Annotated in this window: 11 protein-coding genes; 9 read left to right on the top strand and 2 right to left on the bottom strand. The window is 42.4% G+C overall.

The features are described from left to right. Nucleotides 1–460: 460 nt before the first annotated feature. Complete coding sequence (locus DSM08_RS02060; protein WP_149524581.1) at nucleotides 461–2,071, bottom strand: FAD-dependent oxidoreductase; 1,611 nt, start codon at nucleotides 2,069–2,071, stop codon at nucleotides 461–463. A gap of 205 nt (nucleotides 2,072–2,276) precedes the next feature. On the opposite strand from DSM08_RS02060, the gene DSM08_RS02065 reads away from it, so the two are divergent. The 8 genes from DSM08_RS02065 to DSM08_RS02100 all read left to right on the top strand — a co-directional run bounded on the left by DSM08_RS02065 (nucleotide 2,277) and on the right by DSM08_RS02100 (nucleotide 16,630). Beyond that, the gene (locus DSM08_RS02065) at nucleotides 2,277–2,861 is read left to right on the top strand and encodes an RNA polymerase sigma factor (RefSeq protein WP_149524582.1); all 585 of its coding nucleotides are present in this window, start codon (nucleotides 2,277–2,279) and stop codon (nucleotides 2,859–2,861) included. A 170-nt stretch (nucleotides 2,862–3,031) separates the two neighbouring features. Beyond that, nucleotides 3,032–4,138 (top strand): FecR family protein, encoded by a 1,107-nt coding sequence (locus DSM08_RS02070; protein WP_149524583.1) that lies wholly within the window; start codon nucleotides 3,032–3,034, stop codon nucleotides 4,136–4,138. A gap of 187 nt (nucleotides 4,139–4,325) precedes the next feature. Further along, the gene (locus tag DSM08_RS02075) at nucleotides 4,326–7,511 is read left to right on the top strand and encodes a TonB-dependent receptor (protein ID WP_187773960.1); all 3,186 of its coding nucleotides are present in this window, start codon (nucleotides 4,326–4,328) and stop codon (nucleotides 7,509–7,511) included. 50 nt (nucleotides 7,512–7,561) lie between these two features. Beyond that, nucleotides 7,562–9,022, top strand: a complete 1,461-nt coding sequence (locus DSM08_RS02080; protein ID WP_149524585.1) for a RagB/SusD family nutrient uptake outer membrane protein — start codon at nucleotides 7,562–7,564, stop codon at nucleotides 9,020–9,022. A gap of 49 nt (nucleotides 9,023–9,071) precedes the next feature. Next, on the top strand, nucleotides 9,072–12,314 hold the full coding sequence (locus tag DSM08_RS02085; RefSeq protein ID WP_149524586.1) for a PVC-type heme-binding CxxCH protein: 3,243 nt from the start codon (nucleotides 9,072–9,074) through the stop codon (nucleotides 12,312–12,314). A gap of 442 nt (nucleotides 12,315–12,756) precedes the next feature. Next, entirely contained in the window at nucleotides 12,757–14,010 is a 1,254-nt protein-coding gene (locus DSM08_RS02090; RefSeq protein WP_246172409.1) for an enolase C-terminal domain-like protein, read from the top strand. Between the two features lie 58 nt (nucleotides 14,011–14,068). Beyond that, on the top strand, nucleotides 14,069–15,142 hold the full coding sequence (locus tag DSM08_RS02095; protein WP_187773961.1) for a plastocyanin/azurin family copper-binding protein: 1,074 nt from the start codon (nucleotides 14,069–14,071) through the stop codon (nucleotides 15,140–15,142). Then, nucleotides 15,143–16,630, top strand: a complete 1,488-nt coding sequence (locus DSM08_RS02100; protein WP_149524589.1) for a PQQ-dependent sugar dehydrogenase — start codon at nucleotides 15,143–15,145, stop codon at nucleotides 16,628–16,630. It begins immediately after the preceding gene. Between the two features lie 3 nt (nucleotides 16,631–16,633). Here DSM08_RS02100 and DSM08_RS02105 read toward each other — a convergent pair whose 3' ends face one another. Next, the gene (locus DSM08_RS02105) at nucleotides 16,634–17,125 is read right to left on the bottom strand and encodes a GNAT family N-acetyltransferase (RefSeq protein ID WP_223110854.1); all 492 of its coding nucleotides are present in this window, start codon (nucleotides 17,123–17,125) and stop codon (nucleotides 16,634–16,636) included. 387 nt (nucleotides 17,126–17,512) lie between these two features. On the opposite strand from DSM08_RS02105, the gene DSM08_RS02110 reads away from it, so the two are divergent. Next, a complete protein-coding gene (locus DSM08_RS02110) occupies nucleotides 17,513–18,796 on the top strand; it encodes an acyloxyacyl hydrolase (protein ID WP_223110855.1) in 1,284 nt (427 codons plus the stop codon). Nucleotides 18,797–18,823 lie beyond the last annotated feature (27 nt).

Raw genomic sequence — 18,823 nt, forward strand, 5'->3', positions numbered from 1 at the left:
TTCTTCTAGCTTAACTTAACTTTGCTTAGGTTATTGAATCATCAATATTCAGATATAATTTGTCCGAAATGTGTCCGAAAAAAGAAAAAGCCACTGATTATCAGTGGCTTTTGTCGGGGTGGCAGGATTCGAACCTTTGATCTTATTATTCCGAAATATTTTAAACTCATTTAAATAATGAGTAATTTTGATTTCAGAGTTCTTATATAGATTTACAAATTACTGCCTTAACTGGTGCCCTTAGAAAAACATAAAATTTAACACATTGAAAGTAAACATGTTAAATATGACAATATTATCCCAGCGGGATCAACTTAATAGCATCGAAAAAAATGGCCATTTTCAACCAATTTTGGGCTAAATAAGCGGTTCTTACACGGTCGGCATGTTCGCTAGACCGTTCTAGCAAATCCCTATCGCGCCGCATGCTCCAAACTCCGAGTAGCACCTTTTGGTTTGGTTATTCCAAGCGCTCAAGTCCCTTGGTCGAAGGTCCACAGAGCATCTTGCCATTTACGTTAAAGCGAGAGCCATGACACGGGCAATCCCACGACAGTTCTGCGTTATTCCAGCGTACTTCACACTTTGCATGCGGGCATGTGCTTTTCAAAACATGCCTTTGACCACTACTTTCCGCATAAATGGCGTAGGCAGCACCTTCGTGTCGTACAACTTTCGCCTCTCCGGGTTGAACGTCGGCCAATGAGCTGATTCGATCCATAGTAATTTTGTCGCCGATCATGTCTTTTATCACGCTGGCATTTTCCTTGATGAACGTCGTGAAGCCTGCCGTAGGTTTGAATCTATTGGGGTCGAACAGTTTTGCAAATCGGTTTGGTCGCTGCATAATCATATCGGTAAGGATGGCGGAGGAAAGTGTCCCAAACGTCATTCCGTTACCTCTGAATCCTGTGGCGACGAAAGCGCGACCTGAACTAGACGGAAGGATTCCTATCGAAGGGAGACCATCGGCGGGCTCGAAATACTGACTCGACCAAGCGTAGTGAACTCGGTCAATGTCGAAAAAGTTCCGGCAGTAATTTTCCAAGCGTGCGAAGCAGGCTCCTGCATCGTCGGTGTGGCCTGTTTTATGGTCCTCTCCGCCAGCAATGATCATTTTTTTTCCATCCACGATATGAGTCCGATAGTAGTGATAAGGATCATGGAGGTCATAACCCAACGTATGGGGATAGTCACCGTTCTTTAATGTAAAGGCGATTGCATAGCTTCGATAGGGTGCTGTTGTAAAATGCAATAGACTGATTCCTGGCGGAGTGTGGGTTGCAAAAACAACGTGCGAACTCCGAATTTTACCTTGACTAGTGTAAAGTAAGACTTCGTCGCCTGTCTCTTTATGGGATTCGTAAAGACAGTTTTCTACAAAAGTTCCTCCCGTCTTTAAAAATTCCTCGGCCAGGGCATTGATATATTTCAGTGGGTGGAATTGAGCTTGTCCTGGGATTAACAAAGCCTTTTTGGAGGGAATAGGAAATTGAGTATGCTCAGTGTACTTCATCTCATAGCCAATTTTTTGCGCACCTTCGAAAATTTTTGCTAATTCCTTTACCTGATCGTCATCAATAGCGAAAAGTTCAGCATCCTTGCGTTGAAAATCACAATCAATGTTATGCAAAGAAACGTTCGCAGCGAAGACTTGCATAGCTTCTTTTCCTGCCTCGGCAAACAGCCGTGCATTTTCTAACCCAAACTTGTTTATTGCTTCTTCAAAACTCGTGTCGAAAAAGTCATTTAGGTGAGCCGTGGTGCCTCCCGTCGTACCAAAACCAATATTATTGGCTTCTATAAGAAGACATTTTAATCCCTGATCTTGAAGTCGGTAAGCAGTTGAAATACCTGTAAGTCCAGCGCCGACAATTACTACGTCGTATCTTTGACTACTTCCTAAGGATCCTTCATACTTTTTTACTGCAGATTGCCATAAACTTTTGCGTGCTCCGTCTCTAAACATGTCGAAATATGATTGGTGAATACCTAATGTATAGCAGATAAACACCTCACAGAAGATTTGGTTGTTTCCTTTTAGAATTTTAAGAAGTTGTGAGTTGCACAAACTCGTTAATTGGACTTTTAAGGACCGATTTTAGGATGTCTGATACAAGCATTTCTTACCCGTTTTGACAAAAGTTGATCGTGCTCGTGTTGACCTACAGATGGTGTCATTTTCTATATTTCAATGACTAGATAAATATTAAATAGTTTTGTTATATTTGACCATCTTGTGTAGACAAGGTGTGTAGCAACCTAAATTACTTGTCATGACCGTATTGTGTAGTTTCACTGATACACAGCTAATCGCTCGTGTTAAATATGGTGATCACGTGGCCTTCACAGAGATCTACGAACGATATTGGAACGTTTTGTTTATACATGCTTTAAAAATTGTTAAAAGCGAAGATAAAGCAATGGATATCGTTCAAGACCTTTTTACTGCACTATGGGAAGATGCTGGTATGTGCAAGATTCAAGTATCTCTAAAAGCCTATCTCTATGCGGCTGTTCGAAACAGAACTTTAGACGTCATCCGACGGCAAGGTGTTGAAATTCGGTACTTAGAATCGTTTAATAAGCACACAATTGCAGGGAACCTCGATACGGAAGAAACTGTTTCTTTTAATGAGCTCGTCAGGTTAATCGATGCTGGTGTAGCAGACTTACCCCAGCAAATGCAGCGTATTTTTTGTATGAGTTATAGAGAGGGGCAACCTCATGCGCAAATCGCGGACGAGCTCAACATCACCATCCATACCGTAAAAAAGACTATCACACGTGCACGTCATTTTTTGCGAGCGTGGTTTATACAATTTCTTCTTCTTTTTTCTCTATTACACCTCCTTTCTTAGCAATATTTACTATTTGCCTCTTTCTGTTGGGCTACTGCAGTCCAGCCTTCTCAAGAACGCGATTTACGGCTGAGTTGTAATTTGAAAGATTAAAGTTTTTATAAAGGCATGTCCACCTTTCCTAAACCAAAACGTCTCACTATTAAATCGAGATTATAAACTAACCCTAAATGAGGAGAGAAGAGTTGCAAGAGCTTCTTAATAGATATCTTGCTGGAGAATGCACTCCCAGTCAGAAACGAATGGTGGAAACCTGGTTTAACCAATTGTCAAAGGAGGAGAATGAGTTGCCTTATGCGCCCGATTGGGATATTGTAAAAGAAACAATTTACGACCGCCTGCCTCAACCTAAACGTCATACTAGGTCGATTTGGCTGTCGGTTGCAGCGGCTGTAGTACTTCTCGTCATTGCAGGCTCCCTACATTGGAAAACTTCGCCTACTGATAAAAACGATGTGCAGGCGAAGACGGAAAGCGCCTTAAAAGAGGCGAACCAAATTATGCTAACCTTATCCGATGGAAAAACATTGGTAATGGATAAAGATCAACAAGGAATAAGAATCGACAATATGTCTATCCGCTATCTAGATGGGAATTATCCGGCGATTGCAAACTCTACAGAGTCTTTCGACGTAAGGGCGGGAGTCAAGCTGAGTACGCCTATTGGACAGCAATTTCGGGTCGTCTTCGAAGATGAAACGGAAGTCTTATTGAATGCGGCATCGACGCTATCCTGTCCGAAAGTATTTTCGAACGATCGAAGAGAAGTTCATCTTGATGGCGAAGCTTTTTTTAAGGTCTCTAAGAATAAGGACAGGCCTTTTTATGTAAAAACCCTTAATCAGGAAATCAAGGTTCTGGGAACATCTTTTGGCGTGAGTGCATTTGCAGAAGACGAAACTGTGAAAACGACGCTGGTTAGTGGATCTGTTTTGGTTCAGCCGAAAAATACGCGTTTAGCAGGTGTCGAATTGTCGCCCGGAGAGCAGAGCATTCTAGCGAAAGATAAATTAAGGAAAGAGCATGTGGATACCGATTCGGAGCTTTCCTGGCTCGATGGAAGCTTTTCCTTCAAGAGCGACGATATCCAGTCGGTTATGAAAATGTTGCAGCGATGGTATGATATCGAAGTGCATTATGAGGGGCAGGTGTCTAAGGAACGCTTCAACGGCGTGATTCCGCGTAGTGAAAGTATAGATCCAGTATTGGAGTTACTGGAGAAAACTAAATCTGTTCGCTTTAAAAAAGAAGGAAGGAGGATTACGGTTATGCAGTAGTATAGATATAAAGAAGAAGCCGGAAATGCTCGCAACATGTCCGGCTGTATGTCCGAGTTTTAAACAAAATTATACGTTAATTTTTTTTCATTATAAACCAAACAATGACAAATATATGGTTTTTTATGCAACTTATAGGAAGACGATCAGGCGAATACATCTGATAATCATCGGCCTCATCGTGGGGATGCTACATATAAACGCCGAAGTTAGCAGCCAGTTAATAACACTTTCTGTGTCCAAAGCGCCTCTGTCCTCCATCATCAATCAGGTACGCGCGCAGAGCGGTTATGGTTTTTTATATACGGATGCAATGCTTGAAGGAACACAGCCCGTTTCTCTTTCGTTAAACCGAGTAAAGCTAAAGGATGCGCTAGATCAAATTTTTAAAGATCAACCTGTTAGTTATTCTATCAGCGCGAAGACAGTTGTTTTGGAGCGCAAGCATGATAATAAAAAGAATAAGGAATTGAGCTTGCCCGTCGGGAAAACGAGTGCCACTCAACAGCGTGTGGCGGGCGTGGTAACAAACGAACAGGCGATACCCCTGCAAGGCGTTTCGGTCTTTTTAAAAGGAACGACTTCGGGAACTAGTACCGACAGTAATGGACAATTTGAATTGGCTGTTGCGTCCAATGCAGGAGTTTTGGTATTGAGCTTATTAGGGTATAAGCAGTTGGAGGTTGATTTGGCGGGGCAAGAATCACCATTGCGCATTACGCTAAGTTCCCTGCCGACCAACCTAGATGAAGTTGTGGTTATGGGTTATTCTACCAAACAGATATCGCACCTGTCAAGTGCTGTAGCAGTTATTTCCGGAGAGAAACTTAATGACGTTACTTCTACCAATGTGACGAACCTCTTGCAAGGGAAAGTCGCAGGGGTAATTGTTTCCAACTCTTCGGGCGACCCCAATGCGAGTGCAAGCATAAATATACGAGGTGCAGGGTCGATAAATGCGGGATCTAGCCCGCTGTATGTTGTTGACGGCATTGTCGGAGGTACGGCAAATGCATCTGATGTAGAGTCAGTCACGATATTGAAGGATGCTGCGGCAACTGGGTTATACGGCTCCAGAGCAGCAAACGGGGTTATTATTATAACGACAAAGTCTGGAAAGTCTGGGAAGACGAAGGTTAATTTGACCTCTTCATTTGGGTTCAACACTGCCAATACTGGAAATTTCAAAGTGATGGATTCCCAGCAACTATATGATTATGAAAAATCCTTTTATCCTGCCGATAGATTTGATAAGGATATCCCCGCTTCCGTTTTATCTCAAAATACGAATTGGTTCGATCATGCTTTCCGTAGAGGGTTGACACAAAACCATGCGCTTTCCGTTTCTGGCGGTTCGGAAAAAACAACGTTTTACATGGCTGGAAACTACTATTTCGAAGAAGGAACTTTAAAATTTAATTCGAATAAGCAATTAAATGTTCGGTCTAATATCAGGCATAACATCAACGATAAGTTAGAGCTGAATGTGAAGATGAACGGGAAGCTTTCCTTGGAGCGTGCCGACCCTTCAGGGCTAGACGGAGCACTGTACGGAGCCTATATGAATATGCCTTGGGATAATCCTTTCGACGCGGATGGGAATATTAAAAGGGGTACAGAAGGCGGATGGTACGGTCGGGAACAAGAAAACTTTCTACATGGCTGGCAATATAATTTAGATCAGGGCAATAATAAAGCAATAGACATGGATGCCACGCTGAAGTATAATATCTTACCTTCCCTGAGTATCTCTACTTTTAATCGAATTACCTACAGACTTTACGAGAATGAAATTTATCATGACGTTCGCTCAAAGGCCGGAAAAGGATTGGGTAGATTGAGTAATTCGTCTAGCGAGGGTTTATCCCTCATTACCTCCAATCGTTTAAATTATACGCGAAATTTTGGGAATCATAATTTCGAAGCATTAGCAGTTTTCGAAGCAGAGAAAAATAAAAATAAAGCCAATGGAGTAACCGGTGAAGGCTTAGCACCAGGCCTGCACGTCATGAGTGCGGCATCTCGTATTTTGGATGCTACTGGCGGTGTTGATGAAAATATATTTACCAAGGGGCTGTTTCAATTGGACTACAACTACGATAGTCGATATTTCTTGATCGGCTCATTAATTAATGAGGCGTCCTCGCGATTCGGAAGAAGCAACCGTTCTGCTAATTTCTATACCTTGGGAGGTGCATGGATCATCAGTAGCGAGAGCTTTTTGAAAGACCATACTGCAATCGACCTATTGAAACTTAGGCTCAGCTACGGTATCACTGGAAATGCGAATATAGGCAACTACCAGGCCTTAGGACTTTACAGTTTTACAACACAATATGCGAATAACTCAGGGGCTGTTCCTTTTCAGATGCGTAATGATGACTTAACCTGGGAAAAAGCAGCCAGTTATAATTTAGGCTTCGACTTTTCCTTCTTTAAGCGTTTTGCTATCAATGTTGATCTCTATGACAAGAGAACAAAAGGCCTATTGCTGAATGTTGAAAGACCCTATACAAGTGGGTTTGCGTCTGTAATTCAGAATGTTGGGTCTATTCAAAATAGGGGTATTGAGGTCAATCTTAATTCGGAGAATATTAGAGGCAAATTTAATTGGCAAACCAATTTTAACATCGCTTTCAATAGAAATAAAGTGTTGGAATTGCATCAAGGTAAAGACATCCGCCAAGGGAATATGTTAATAACCGAAGGAAGTGACATGTACACCTGGAATATGCGTAAATGGGTAGGGGTTGATCCGGAAAACGGAGATCCACTATGGGAGAAGATTTCTACCGATGCTCAGGGCAATTCGACTGTGACTCAAACTTCTTCCTATGCCGATGCAACGCAACAGAATGTAGGTTCGGCCTCTCCAAGTTTTACTGGAGGGATGAACAATACGTTTAGTTATGCAAATGTCTCGCTATCAGCTTTCTTTAATTTCGTAAAAGGGAATTTAATCTATCATACTTCACGGGGACTGTTTGATTCAGACGGTGCATATAACACATACAACAGTATGGTGCTAGCGGATGGATGGACAAGATGGGAGAAGCCGGGCGACCAAGCGACACATCCTAAGCCTATTTTCGGAGGTAACAACAACTCAAATCAAGCATCGTCAAGATATCTTGAGGATGGAAGCTATTTGCGCCTACGAAATGTGACGCTTGCTTATGAATTGCCAACAGAACTATCAAAACGACTGAGTTTAGGGCATGCACGAATCTATCTCAGCGGTGATAATCTATTAACTTTTACCAAATTTTCGGGAATGGATCCCGAAGTTGTATTAGGGCCGTATGGAGGATCATCTAGCGTGAAATATCCGATTAGCCGAAAGATTCTATTAGGAGTTAATGTTAGTTTTTAAATACGCACTTGGATCAACGTTTATCACAGGTCCAGCAAAAAATATTTCTCATGAAAAAACTAGTTAAGAACAAGAGCATACTTTATTCCATAGCGTTCGTATTTGTTTTGAGCGCGTGTAATAAAGACCTTCAGCCCTACGATAGCAAGTCTAACGACGTAGCCCTTGTGACGCCCGATGATATTCAGATCGCAACCTATGGCAATTATTCCATGTTGGTTGCTGAGGCCTATACAAGGCACCTGCTAACGTTGAACGAATGGCCAGGCGATAATGTCGTTCAGAGTGGTGCAGATGGAGATCAAGCGTCTCTTGGCGCTTCCTATAGGCATATTCCAGGGATGTACCCTACGACAGATTTTTGGGCGCAATCATACCGATTGATTTATGCGACCAATTTAATTATTGAACGGATCAGGGACGGTGAGTCGGCGCAATTAGATCAGCTGAAAGGGGAAAATCTATTTCTTCGGGCGATGGCGCATTTTAATCTAGTGCGCCTGTTTGGGCGACCGTATCCGCAAGGAAAGGGAAGTAACTTAGGGATACCAATTAAGCGAGATACAGAAACCGAAGATCTGCCAACTCGCAATACCGTGAAAGAAGTGTATGAGTTCGTGATCAACGACCTTCTTACGGCAGTTAACCTGATGTCAGAAAGCAAAAACTCGAATTTTGCTTCAAAGGAAGTAGCAGAAGCCTTATTGTCGAGAGTTTATCTTTATATGGAAGATAACGAGAATGCAATTCTATATGCTAATAAAGTGTTGGAGTCGAATCGATATCAGTTGGCAACGACTGACGTTTATATCAAATCCCCAACCCTAGTGCCAGAAAGCAACCCAGAGACAATCTTTAACATCAGGCATACCATTTCTGATAATAAAGATAAGAATGCGGTTGGCTCGCTGTATTATAACGATCCTGCAACCCTTTCTACCGGCTGGGGTGAGTACTATGCCTCACAAGCTTTGATGGATTTGCTTAACGAAAATCCACAAGATGCGCGTTTGAGTTTCATAACCCCACATTACATCGACGGCCAGTTGCAATATCGCGGAACGTCTCCCCAATATTTCATTAATAAGTACAACTGGCAAGAAGGGATTGCGAATCTGAGCTCCCCTGTATATCTAAGACTAGCAGAAATGTATTTGAATAGGGCAGAGGCTAACGCAAAGCTAGGAAATATGCAAGCTGCGATAGACGACGTAAATATCATACGTCAGCGAGCGAGACTCACAGGCTCAGCAGCCTATTCACTCACTAACTTAAAAGGCCGTGGGACAGTGCTGGCGGTTGTTCTAGAAGAAAGGAGACTCGAATTGGCATACGAAGGCCAACGCGCCAGCGATTTGTACAGGAATAACTTGCCATTGGTAAGAGCGTATCCAGGTTTACATGGTACAGATAACTTTAACTTCCGTGTAGAACCAACAAGCCCTAGAATAATATATTATATACCGGAAAGAGAGATTAATGTTAATCCCAATTTGATACAGAATCCATAACTGGACAAAGATGAAAACTGTTCTCACATACTTGAATAAATAGAAGACAATGATTTGTAGAAATAATAATATTAATAGTCCTAAGTTGCCACGAGAAGGAAATGGTTTAGCGTTCAATCAACAAAATGAAACTAGAACTCTTCACGAATTGAGTTTAATGATGCAAAATTCTCGTGGGTTCTCAGTTATACTCTGTCTCTTCGCTTTCTGCTTCCTATCCATATCAAGCTGCGCTCGTAAAGCCGATAACGAAGACGCCAGCACAATCTCCTATCTGCAAGTTCCAGACGATTTCGTTATTGAGGAAGCAGTCTCACCGGATCTGATATCCTTCCCTATGTTTGCAAGCTTTGATGACCAAGGACGCTTATTCGTATTTGAGTCAACTGGCGTAAATACAATGGGAACCGAAAAGATGCTGGCAGAACCCAGCTATCATATCCGTCTTTTGGAAGATACCGATGGTGACGGCGAATTCGATAAGAGCACAATCTATGTAGATAAAGTACCATTACCAATGGGCGGAACCTTCTATCAGGGAAGCTTATATGCGGCAGCACCACCTAACTTAATGCGCTATACCGACACCGATAACGATGGGAAGGCGGATAAGCAGGAAGTCATATTAAATGGCTGGGTATTGAATGCCAACGCTGCAACCTTGCATGGGCCCTTCATGGGGCCCGATGGCTGGCTTTATCTCTGTGATGCCCGACGAGGCTTCGATATAAAAACGAAAGAAGGCGCTCAAATGAAAGGGAAGAGTGCCCGCATTTGGCGATGTCGCCCGGACGGTACAGGACTTGAGGCGATGTCTGGCGGAGGTTTTGATAATACAATCGAAATGGTATTCATGCCGGGCGGAGAAACTATAGGTACAATGACCTATTTCACCGACCCTCAAAATGGCCAGCGCGATGGGCTTATGCACTGGGTGGAAGGCGGAGTATATCCCAAATATAACAGCGTGATAGATGAGGATCAATTAAAACTAACCGGCGATCTAATGCCCGTGATGACAAAGCTTCCGAGAATTGCACACTCAGGACTCTTAAGGTATCGTGGAGACGGCCTTGGTGAGGATTACGATGGCAATTTGTTTAGCGCGGTATTCAACACAGGAAAGATTACTAGACATAAGATTACCCGATCCGGCGCGACTTTCAAAACGGTCGAAGAGGATTTTATGACATCAAAAAATCCAGATACCCATCCTACAGATGTACTCCAAGATGCCGATGGTAGCCTGTTGGTAATTATAACAGGCGGATGGTTTATTGAAGGCTGTCCTTTATCTCGTGTAGCGAAGCCGGAAGTAGCTGGAGGTATCTATAGAATACGCAGAAAGGATGCAAAGAAAGTTGATGACCCTTGGGGAAAACAGATCGCGTTAAATAAAAGAAGTCCCGAAGAACTTGTAAAATACATAAACGATCCGCGAATCATGGTAAAAGATGCGGCGGTGGAGCAATTGGTAAGCAAAGGTCAACAAGCCGTACCTTCCTTAGTCGGATTACTTCAGGATAAATCAGAGGATACTCGTATTTCTACTGTGTTTGCTTTGGCACGCATTGGAACAGAAGATGCCCTAGTGGGGGTAAGGTCTGCGCTAGGCGATGATAGCCCTATTGTTCGAACAGCGGCAGCCCGAAGTGTGGGTCTTGCGGCAGATAGTAAATCAGTACAAACCCTCATGCAGATGGTACAACGTGATTCTGCGTCCGTACGTCGACAAGCGGCAACTGCCCTCGGACAGATTGCAGACCCAAGCTGCATACCGGCATTATTAAACGCCGCGTCGAACCCGAACGACCGTTTTGTTGAACATGCAATTATCCACAGTTTAACCACGCTTCAAAAACCAGAGCTTTTAGTCCCCGCGTTGCAGAGCCCTCAACAGGGTACAAAGCGAGCAGCATTAATTGCGCTAGATCAAATGGATAATTCACCTCTGCGTCAGGAACAGGTATTGGCATTTCTGCAAAGTAAAGATCCTGTTCTTCGAAAGACAGGTGTTTGGATTGCATCGCATAGACCCCAATGGGCAGACATGGTGATTACCTTCCTGAAGAATGGTCTGAATATCGACGCACTCGAAAAGGAGGAATCAAATGCTATCCAGAAAATGTTGGTTACCTTCAGTAATGACAACAAGTTACAAACCTATATCGCCAATGAACTTGGAAGCAAGCAAGCCTCCGTATCTTGGAAACAAATGCTCCTGAATGTTATTTCTGAGAGCCCAATAACAGACTTCCCTAGCATATGGGCAACCCAACTAGGTAACATGCTCCGTTCCGACAACGACATCTTGAAGCGCAGTGTTTTGAATCTTGTTGAATCGCGAAGACTCTCCTCACTGAACAACGATTTACAAAAGATCATTTTGGACGAATCTATAGATCCTGACTTCCGAATCGGAGCATTGGGCGCTCGCGCGATGACGGTTCCTGAACTATCCGATAAAGAGTTTAATATTCTGACAGGGTTTTTGACCCCGCCATCTGAGTCGCCAATCCGCCAAGCTGCAGCTCGCTTGATAGGCCGATCCAAACTAAATGAAGCGCAGTTGTCAGCGCTTGCAGAACAACATGTCGCTAAAGCCGATTTATTTCTGCTACCTAGCTTAATGAGTGCTTTTGAAGTTAGTAGAAGCGAAAGGGTTGGCCGAGCCTTAATTAAAGCACTCGCTCAGAGTACCGACCGATTAGACAATCTCTCTGAACAGGATATGCAGAAATTGCTAGCAAACTTCCCTGCGGATGTCCAAAAAGAGGGGCAGCCTTTGATGGAAGAATTGAAAAAACGACATGCCGAACGTTTAGCCAAATTGGAAGAACTCGAAGCGAGCTTAAGTCGTGGCGACCTTGATAGAGGAAAGAAAATCTTCTTCGGGAAATCAGCATGCTTCACCTGTCATGCCGTCGGACAAGAAGGTGCGCACTTTGGTCCGGATCTTAGCAATATCGGCGAGATTAGATCAAAGCACGATATTTTGGAAGCGATAGTCTATCCTAGTGTGAGCTTTGCTAGGGAATATGATACCTATCAAATTAAGACGAAAACCAAAACTTATATGGGCGTGATAAAAGAACAATTCCCAGACCAGATAATCCTTGCTGTAGGACCTGGAGCGGAGGTGCGAATTCCAAAGAATGAAATTATATCGTCCGAACCGCACAGTGTGTCGATGATGCCGCCAGGTTTAGAAAAAGGGTTAAGCGTTGAAGAGCTCTCCGACTTGATGGCTTATTTAAAGTCTCTGCCAGATTCGTATAAAACGATGAAATAATTGAAGTTTTTCCAATTACATATCAAATAATATCCAGCGGCGTTTCTTAAAAAAAGTGCGCCGCATTTGGGAGTAATCGTTGCTGTTTCTTTTTCAACAGATCGTAAAGTGTCGCAGTTGTGTGACCATTATCTCAAATTTTATACCTTTTCCTCCCTTATTCTTGGTTTTTACGATTTATACATTTAGCTTAGTATCAATTAACCATCCGCAAAACCTGAAGAATATCAAATTTTATAAAAATATACTTCTTCATGTAAAATGTATTGCCGTGAACGTAAACGGGATACAGAGAGGCGAATTATATTTTATGAACAGACGACAGTTTATTGGAAATTGTAGCTTAATTTTAGCAGCAACCCAAGCAAACGCTATAAAGGCATCAACTAATCTGCAGAAAACCATGCTTAATCAATTAAAGGTTATTCATACGGGATACGCCGTGGAAAAAGAAAAGCTTCGATTCCCCTTCGGATTCAAAGGCGCATTCCTCACCGAACTATGGCAGGCGGTTGCATATGTTAAGGACCCATCTGGTAATTATGGGGTAGGCCTAGGAACTCAGAGCGTCCTATACGGTGATGCGGATACTTTTGCGTCTACTGATGAAACCACCGGCAATTCTTGGATGCTCGACGTCAGTAAAACTGCATTAAAATGGCTGGAAAATAAAGAGTTTAATACGCCAATGGATGCGATTGAGCAGCTTGTTCCCTATTTGGAGCAGGAAGGTAAAAAAATAACAAAGCGCGACAATCTACATGTCAACTTCATTTACAATGCCCTTGTCTCGGTAGATAATGCCTTGTGGATGCTGTATGGCAAAAAAAATAAAGTAGAAAGTTTCCAGCAGATGATCCCAGAAATTTATCGACCTGCATTTCAAAACAAGAACAAACAGGTAGCCGTCATGTTCCAAATATCCTACAAGATGCCACTTGAAGATATTGCTGCAGCGGTGGATCAAGGATATTTCGTCTTTAAGATAAAAACAGGCAGCCCGGGCGCTCAACAAGTGATGTTAAAGCAAGACAAAGCTCGATTGAAAGAAATTCACGACTGCATAAACAGTAGACTAAATAATCAAAGCAATAAAAAATCCATTTATTACACCATGGATGCAAACGGTCGTTATGAGCGAAAAGCAGATTTGTCAAGCTACCTAGATTATGCAAAAGAAATTGGTGCCTTCGATCGTATTTTGCTTTACGAGGAGCCATTTGTGGAAGAAAATCAAGAAAGAGTAGATGATCTACCGGTGTTGATAGGGGCAGATGAAAGCATTCATAGCGAGGCAGATGCTTATAAAAAGATAGAACTCGGCTATAAGGCATTCATTCTAAAAGGAATTGCCAAAACCCTCAGTTTAACCGTAAAAATTGCGAAAATAGCACATGAAAACAACATTCCCTGCCTCTGTTCTGATTTGACGGTAAATCCCGTCCTGATGGAATGGAACAAAATCATCGCAGCAAGCCTATCGCCTTTCCCGATCGTTAATATGGGATTAATGGAAACCAACGGCGATATGAACTACCTAGCATGGGAAGCAATGAAACAACGACCTCCCTTCCCCAATGCAAGCTGGACAAAAGTAGAAAATGGAACGTTTCATTTAAATGAAGATTTTTTCGAAAAAATTGGCGGTATTATGACTACTTCGGCACATTATCAAAAGCTGCTGCAGATCACGTAGGGATCGAAAGCAACATTCTCTAAACCTAACCATGTATACAAAACCTGTTTTTTTAAGTATGCTAAGCATCTTGCTTCTCTTTTTAACGAGCAATAATGCTTTGATTAAGGAAGATACTCCTGCAGCCAAGTTGGTGAAAATGTCAGTGCTGCCGGGACTACGCTTCGACGTACCAAGGTTCCATGTGCAACCTGGACAGAAAGTCGTTATTGAATTCGAGAATACCGACGATATGGATCATAACTTGCTGATAATAAATCCCGGAACAAGAGAAAAAATCGTCGAACTGGCTGGTAAACTAGGAGCGCAGGGAATGGCAAAATCATATGTACCGGATAGCAAGGACATCCTTTGGCATACCAAGATTCTTCATGCCGGTCAAAAGGAGAAACTCGCTTTCACTGCGCCAAGCGTAGAGGGCGTTTATCCTTATGTCTGTACCTTCCCCGGTCATGGACATGTGATGTATGGAGCGATATATGTCAACAAATCAGGGAAGATGCCCGAATTAGCAAAAGATCCCCATTTACCCGAATTAAGTAAGCATTCCGAACATCAGCATCATCATAAAAAGAACCACCCGTACGAACCGAAGGCGCCATATCACTACAGGATATATATGGAAGGAGCTAGTCCGGCGGCCGTTGCGGTACATCTGCCCGGGCAAATTTCTTATTGCTGGGATGCCGCTGTTTGCGACCTGCGATACATTTGGCAAGGCGAATTTCTCGACAATACAGCCATCTGGAAAGGACATAAAGATGCTAAAGCAAAAATATTAGGCGATATCTTCTACAAACAGGCAAATCTCCCATCGATAGCGATAGCATCAGCAAATAGCCCTAACAAAAGGCAGTTTAAGGGTTATAAGATCTTGAAAGACAAATACCTGGAGTTCCATTATCAAATCGACAAGATGGATATTTTTGAAACGATTAAAGAAACCGGCGACAGAAAAGGCATAATACGCACATTTAGAATACCAGATGTGAATGCGGATTTAACCTTCCAACATACCTTATCGACCGGAATGAAAACCTGGTATAAAGGCGCTCCACTTCAAAGTACAATCTTAAAACTTAGTTCTGCGGAGGCCAAAGAATTTACCCTGGAATACAAAATAGAAGACTAAATGAAATCATTATTCTATATACTTTTAGCTTGCACAGCTTTTTCGCTAGCATGTTCCGATCATCAATCGGACGAGAAAAATGCTTTCTATATCGATTCTATTGCCACTCCTGAAGGCTTGACAGCAGAAGTCGCCGCATTGGACGCCTTGCCCGACGGTCGAATAGTTGCGACCTTTATGCGTGGTGAAATCATGATTTACAATCCTGAAACCAAGGAATGGAAACTTTTTGCAAGCGGATTGCACGAGCCCCTCGGCATCAAAGCCATCAGCGATAAGGAAATGCTAGTCATGCAACTCCCGGAGCTGACGCGAATTAAGGATACCGATAACGATGGGGAGGCGGACCTATTTGAAACGATATACGATGGATTTGGTATGACGGGGAATTACCATGAATTCAGCTATGGACCTGTACAAGATAAAAACGGGAATCTCTATATAGCGCTCAATTCTTCCTCTTCAGGTGGAGGGATGTCTGATGAACTAAGAGGCGATACCCTCATGATCGGAAAAATGAAAGTGGGAAACGCCATGTTTTCCGTTGTGCCCTATCGCGGCTGGGTAATGAAAATTGATAAAAACTTTAAAATAACCCCTTTCGCATCGGGTTTTCGTTCACCAAATGGAATCGCATTAGACGCAAAGGATAGACTTTATGTCACCGAAAATCAAGGCGACTGGGTCGGAACTAGCCCACTATATCATGTCGAGGAAGGAAAACACTACGGACATCCCGCCAGTATCGTGTGGACAAAAGGCTGGAACAGGGGCAACCCATTCGATTTGCCTGTTGATACCTTAGATAAAATGCGCGAAAAACCAACGGTGATCTTCCCGCACGACCTGCTTGCAAATTCGCCAACCCAACCGATTCTGATCAAAGACAATAAAAATCTGAAAGCATTCGACGGACAGTTTATCATTGGGGAGATGAGTAGTGAGCGCTTAGTTCGAGTAATGCTCGAAGAAGTAAACGGTGTTATGCAGGGAGCCGCAACTGTGTTCATTCAGGGAGAGGGACTCCGAAAAGGAAACAATAGGCTAGTATTTTCACCTAATGGCGACCTATGGGTGGGCCAGGCCGACCATGGATGGCTAGGCGATCGCGGCATACAAAGAATTCGATTCACCGGAAAGACACCTTTCGACGTTAAAGACATGAAAATCCAGAAAAACGGTTTTGAATTGAACTTTACCGACGATGTTGCCAATACAGAAAATGAACCCATCGACAGCCTCGTTAAAGTCCGCCGATATAGATACCATTACCATAAAAAGTATGGCTCCGAACAAATCGATATAAAAAACATTAAAATAAACAAAGCAGACTGGTCAAAAGGCCGAAAGCAACTACAGCTGCAGCTGGAACCTCTGGAAAAAGGCTACGTCTATGAAGTTGCCCTAACCAAACTGAAGAATGAAAATAACACGGATAGCCTACAGAATAAGCTTGTTATGTATACCATTAAAGAACTTCGGAAATAGTAATTAAAGTTCCTTCACCAATATCTCGCCGGGGAGACCATCAAAGGATTTGTATTCATGAAATACGAATCCTTGTTTTTCGAGTATTTTCCTAGATGCCACATTTTTCGGGTCAATGATGGCATAAAGATGCTTTAGTTTCGTTGAAACAGCCATCTCGACAAGTATTCTAGCAACCTTATGGCCTATACCTTTACCCCAAAACTTCGGAAGCAACAAATATCCAATTTCTGCACGCTCGGTTTTTCTGTCTTCGATACTCAACTTCCCAAGACCGATAAACTCATTTGTATTCGAATTAATCATCATAAAGTGACCAAACCGCTCATCTATTTGGTCATTTTGCAGAAGCTTAGCAAAATCTTCTTTAGCTTCATTCAAATCAAATGCGCGCTCGGTAACCATCTTCATGACACGCAAATCACCAACCAATTGGTAATAACTGTCAAAGTCAGTTTCTTGGAATTTTCTAAGGGTGATTTTCATAACTCTCATGGCGCTAGTAAAAATAATAGACAAGGAATTTACTACATTTGTTTTTCTTAAAAATACAATAAAATAACTGAAAATGAATTCTTGTGTGTTAAAATCACTGTAGTCTAAAAGCTTCTATTTAGGAAAATTAACCTGATCCTGCCAATCCTTAAATCCTTTCTTTCCTGGTTCAAAGACAACATCGTAAACTCAAACCCAATACAAACGCAATACAAACCCAATGATAATCCCAATCAAACCCCTTTCGATGGGTTATGATGGGGGTTAATAAGAGCTTTAGATTGTGAATGACTAAAAGCAGCCTACTATCAATTTCCTTTTATTCTTATTTGAAATTCATACATGTTTTTGTTAATTTTATTGACTATCGAGAGATAGCAAACATTCTTGAAAACATTAATGCGTAGTTGCGACCAATACTTAATCTATACGACTCAAAATAGCGTACGCTTTCTGTTAATTAGTCTCTATTTTTTTAATGGTTTCGCACTAAATGCACAACAGCACGAAGAAAAACATCGAATGGATACTGCTAAAGTCTCGATATCAAATTTCTCGCATCATTTCATTGCAGAAATTCGCCCCTCTTATGTTTTTCCGACCTCGCCATTTTATAGAAGTGAGGTCGCCAATGAACAGCTCAGCAAGAGAGCCGTTTCAGGACATCTGAAATATTCCTTCGCTTTGCCGAAAGGTAGTCTTGGAAAACAGGTTTACTCTAAAACACAACAAGGGATAGGCATCGCCGTATTCGACTTTGCTAATCATAAAGAACTGGGGACACCGATTTCGACCTACCTGTTCCAAACTGCCGAACTGTCTAAGCTTAGCGAATTCGCATCTCTGAATTACGAATGGAACTTTGGTTTGTCGACAGGATGGCGACCCTATGATCCCATCAACAACCCCGGTAACATGATCATCGGATCGAAATTGAATGCATATATCAATTTGGGGCTTTTTTTGAAATGGCAAGTTGCGGAGCGTTATTGCCTAACCACTGGAGCGGAACTTACCCATTTTTCAAACGGCAATACCGAATATCCAAACGCGGGTTTGAACATGGTCGGCGCAAAACTAGGATTGATGTACAATCTATCCAATGATAAGTCAGAAACATCGAAAGAGGAACAAGTGGTGAAAATTCCGACTTTCCCGCGCCACTTCAGCTATGATTTTGTCGTCTTTGGATCTTGGCGCAGAAAAGGAATCGAATTCGGAAACACACAGGTGGCATCCCCTGATAAATATCCCGTGCTGGGCGCATATTTTGCACCCATGTATAACCTGAACTATAGATTCCGAACCGGAATATCCCTGGATGGCCTATATGACGGAAGTGGGAATGTCTATACAGAAGATTATATTATCGGATCCGAGCAGCCTTTTATTAAACCAAATTGGAATCAACAATTGGCGCTTGGCCTGTCTGCTCGTGCTGATTTCACGATGCCGATTTTTACGATAAGTATGGGAATCGGAACGAATGTTTTGCACAAAGGTGGAGATTTTGGTGGTACATATCAGAGCTTAGCCCTAAAAACAAAGATGAGCAGAGATCTCTTCCTCCATATTGGGTACAACGTTAAAGATTTCAGAGACCCCAACTATCTGATGTTGGGAATTGGTTATCGCTTCAATAATAAAACACCATCATTGATTAGCTTTTGATAAAAATGTTAACTCAATGTTTTTGTA

It is taken from the genome of Sphingobacterium hotanense (assembly GCF_008274825.1).
In the GTDB taxonomy this organism is placed as follows: domain Bacteria; phylum Bacteroidota; class Bacteroidia; order Sphingobacteriales; family Sphingobacteriaceae; genus Sphingobacterium; species Sphingobacterium hotanense.

Bases quoted from the DNA above. Each gene is read 5' to 3' on its own strand.
- DSM08_RS02065 (WP_149524582.1), top strand. From the start codon at position 2,277: ATGACCGTATTGTGTAGTTTCACTGATACACAGCTAATCGCTCGTGTT.
- DSM08_RS02070 (WP_149524583.1), top strand. From the start codon at position 3,032: ATGAGGAGAGAAGAGTTGCAAGAGCTTCTTAATAGATATCTTGCTGGA.
- DSM08_RS02075 (WP_187773960.1), top strand. From the start codon at position 4,326: ATGCTACATATAAACGCCGAAGTTAGCAGCCAGTTAATAACACTTTCT.
- DSM08_RS02080 (WP_149524585.1), top strand. From the start codon at position 7,562: ATGAAAAAACTAGTTAAGAACAAGAGCATACTTTATTCCATAGCGTTC.
- DSM08_RS02085 (WP_149524586.1), top strand. From the start codon at position 9,072: ATGATTTGTAGAAATAATAATATTAATAGTCCTAAGTTGCCACGAGAA.
- DSM08_RS02095 (WP_187773961.1), top strand. From the start codon at position 14,069: ATGCTAAGCATCTTGCTTCTCTTTTTAACGAGCAATAATGCTTTGATT.
- DSM08_RS02100 (WP_149524589.1), top strand. From the start codon at position 15,143: ATGAAATCATTATTCTATATACTTTTAGCTTGCACAGCTTTTTCGCTA.
- DSM08_RS02105 (WP_223110854.1), bottom strand. From the start codon at position 17,125: ATGAGAGTTATGAAAATCACCCTTAGAAAATTCCAAGAAACTGACTTT.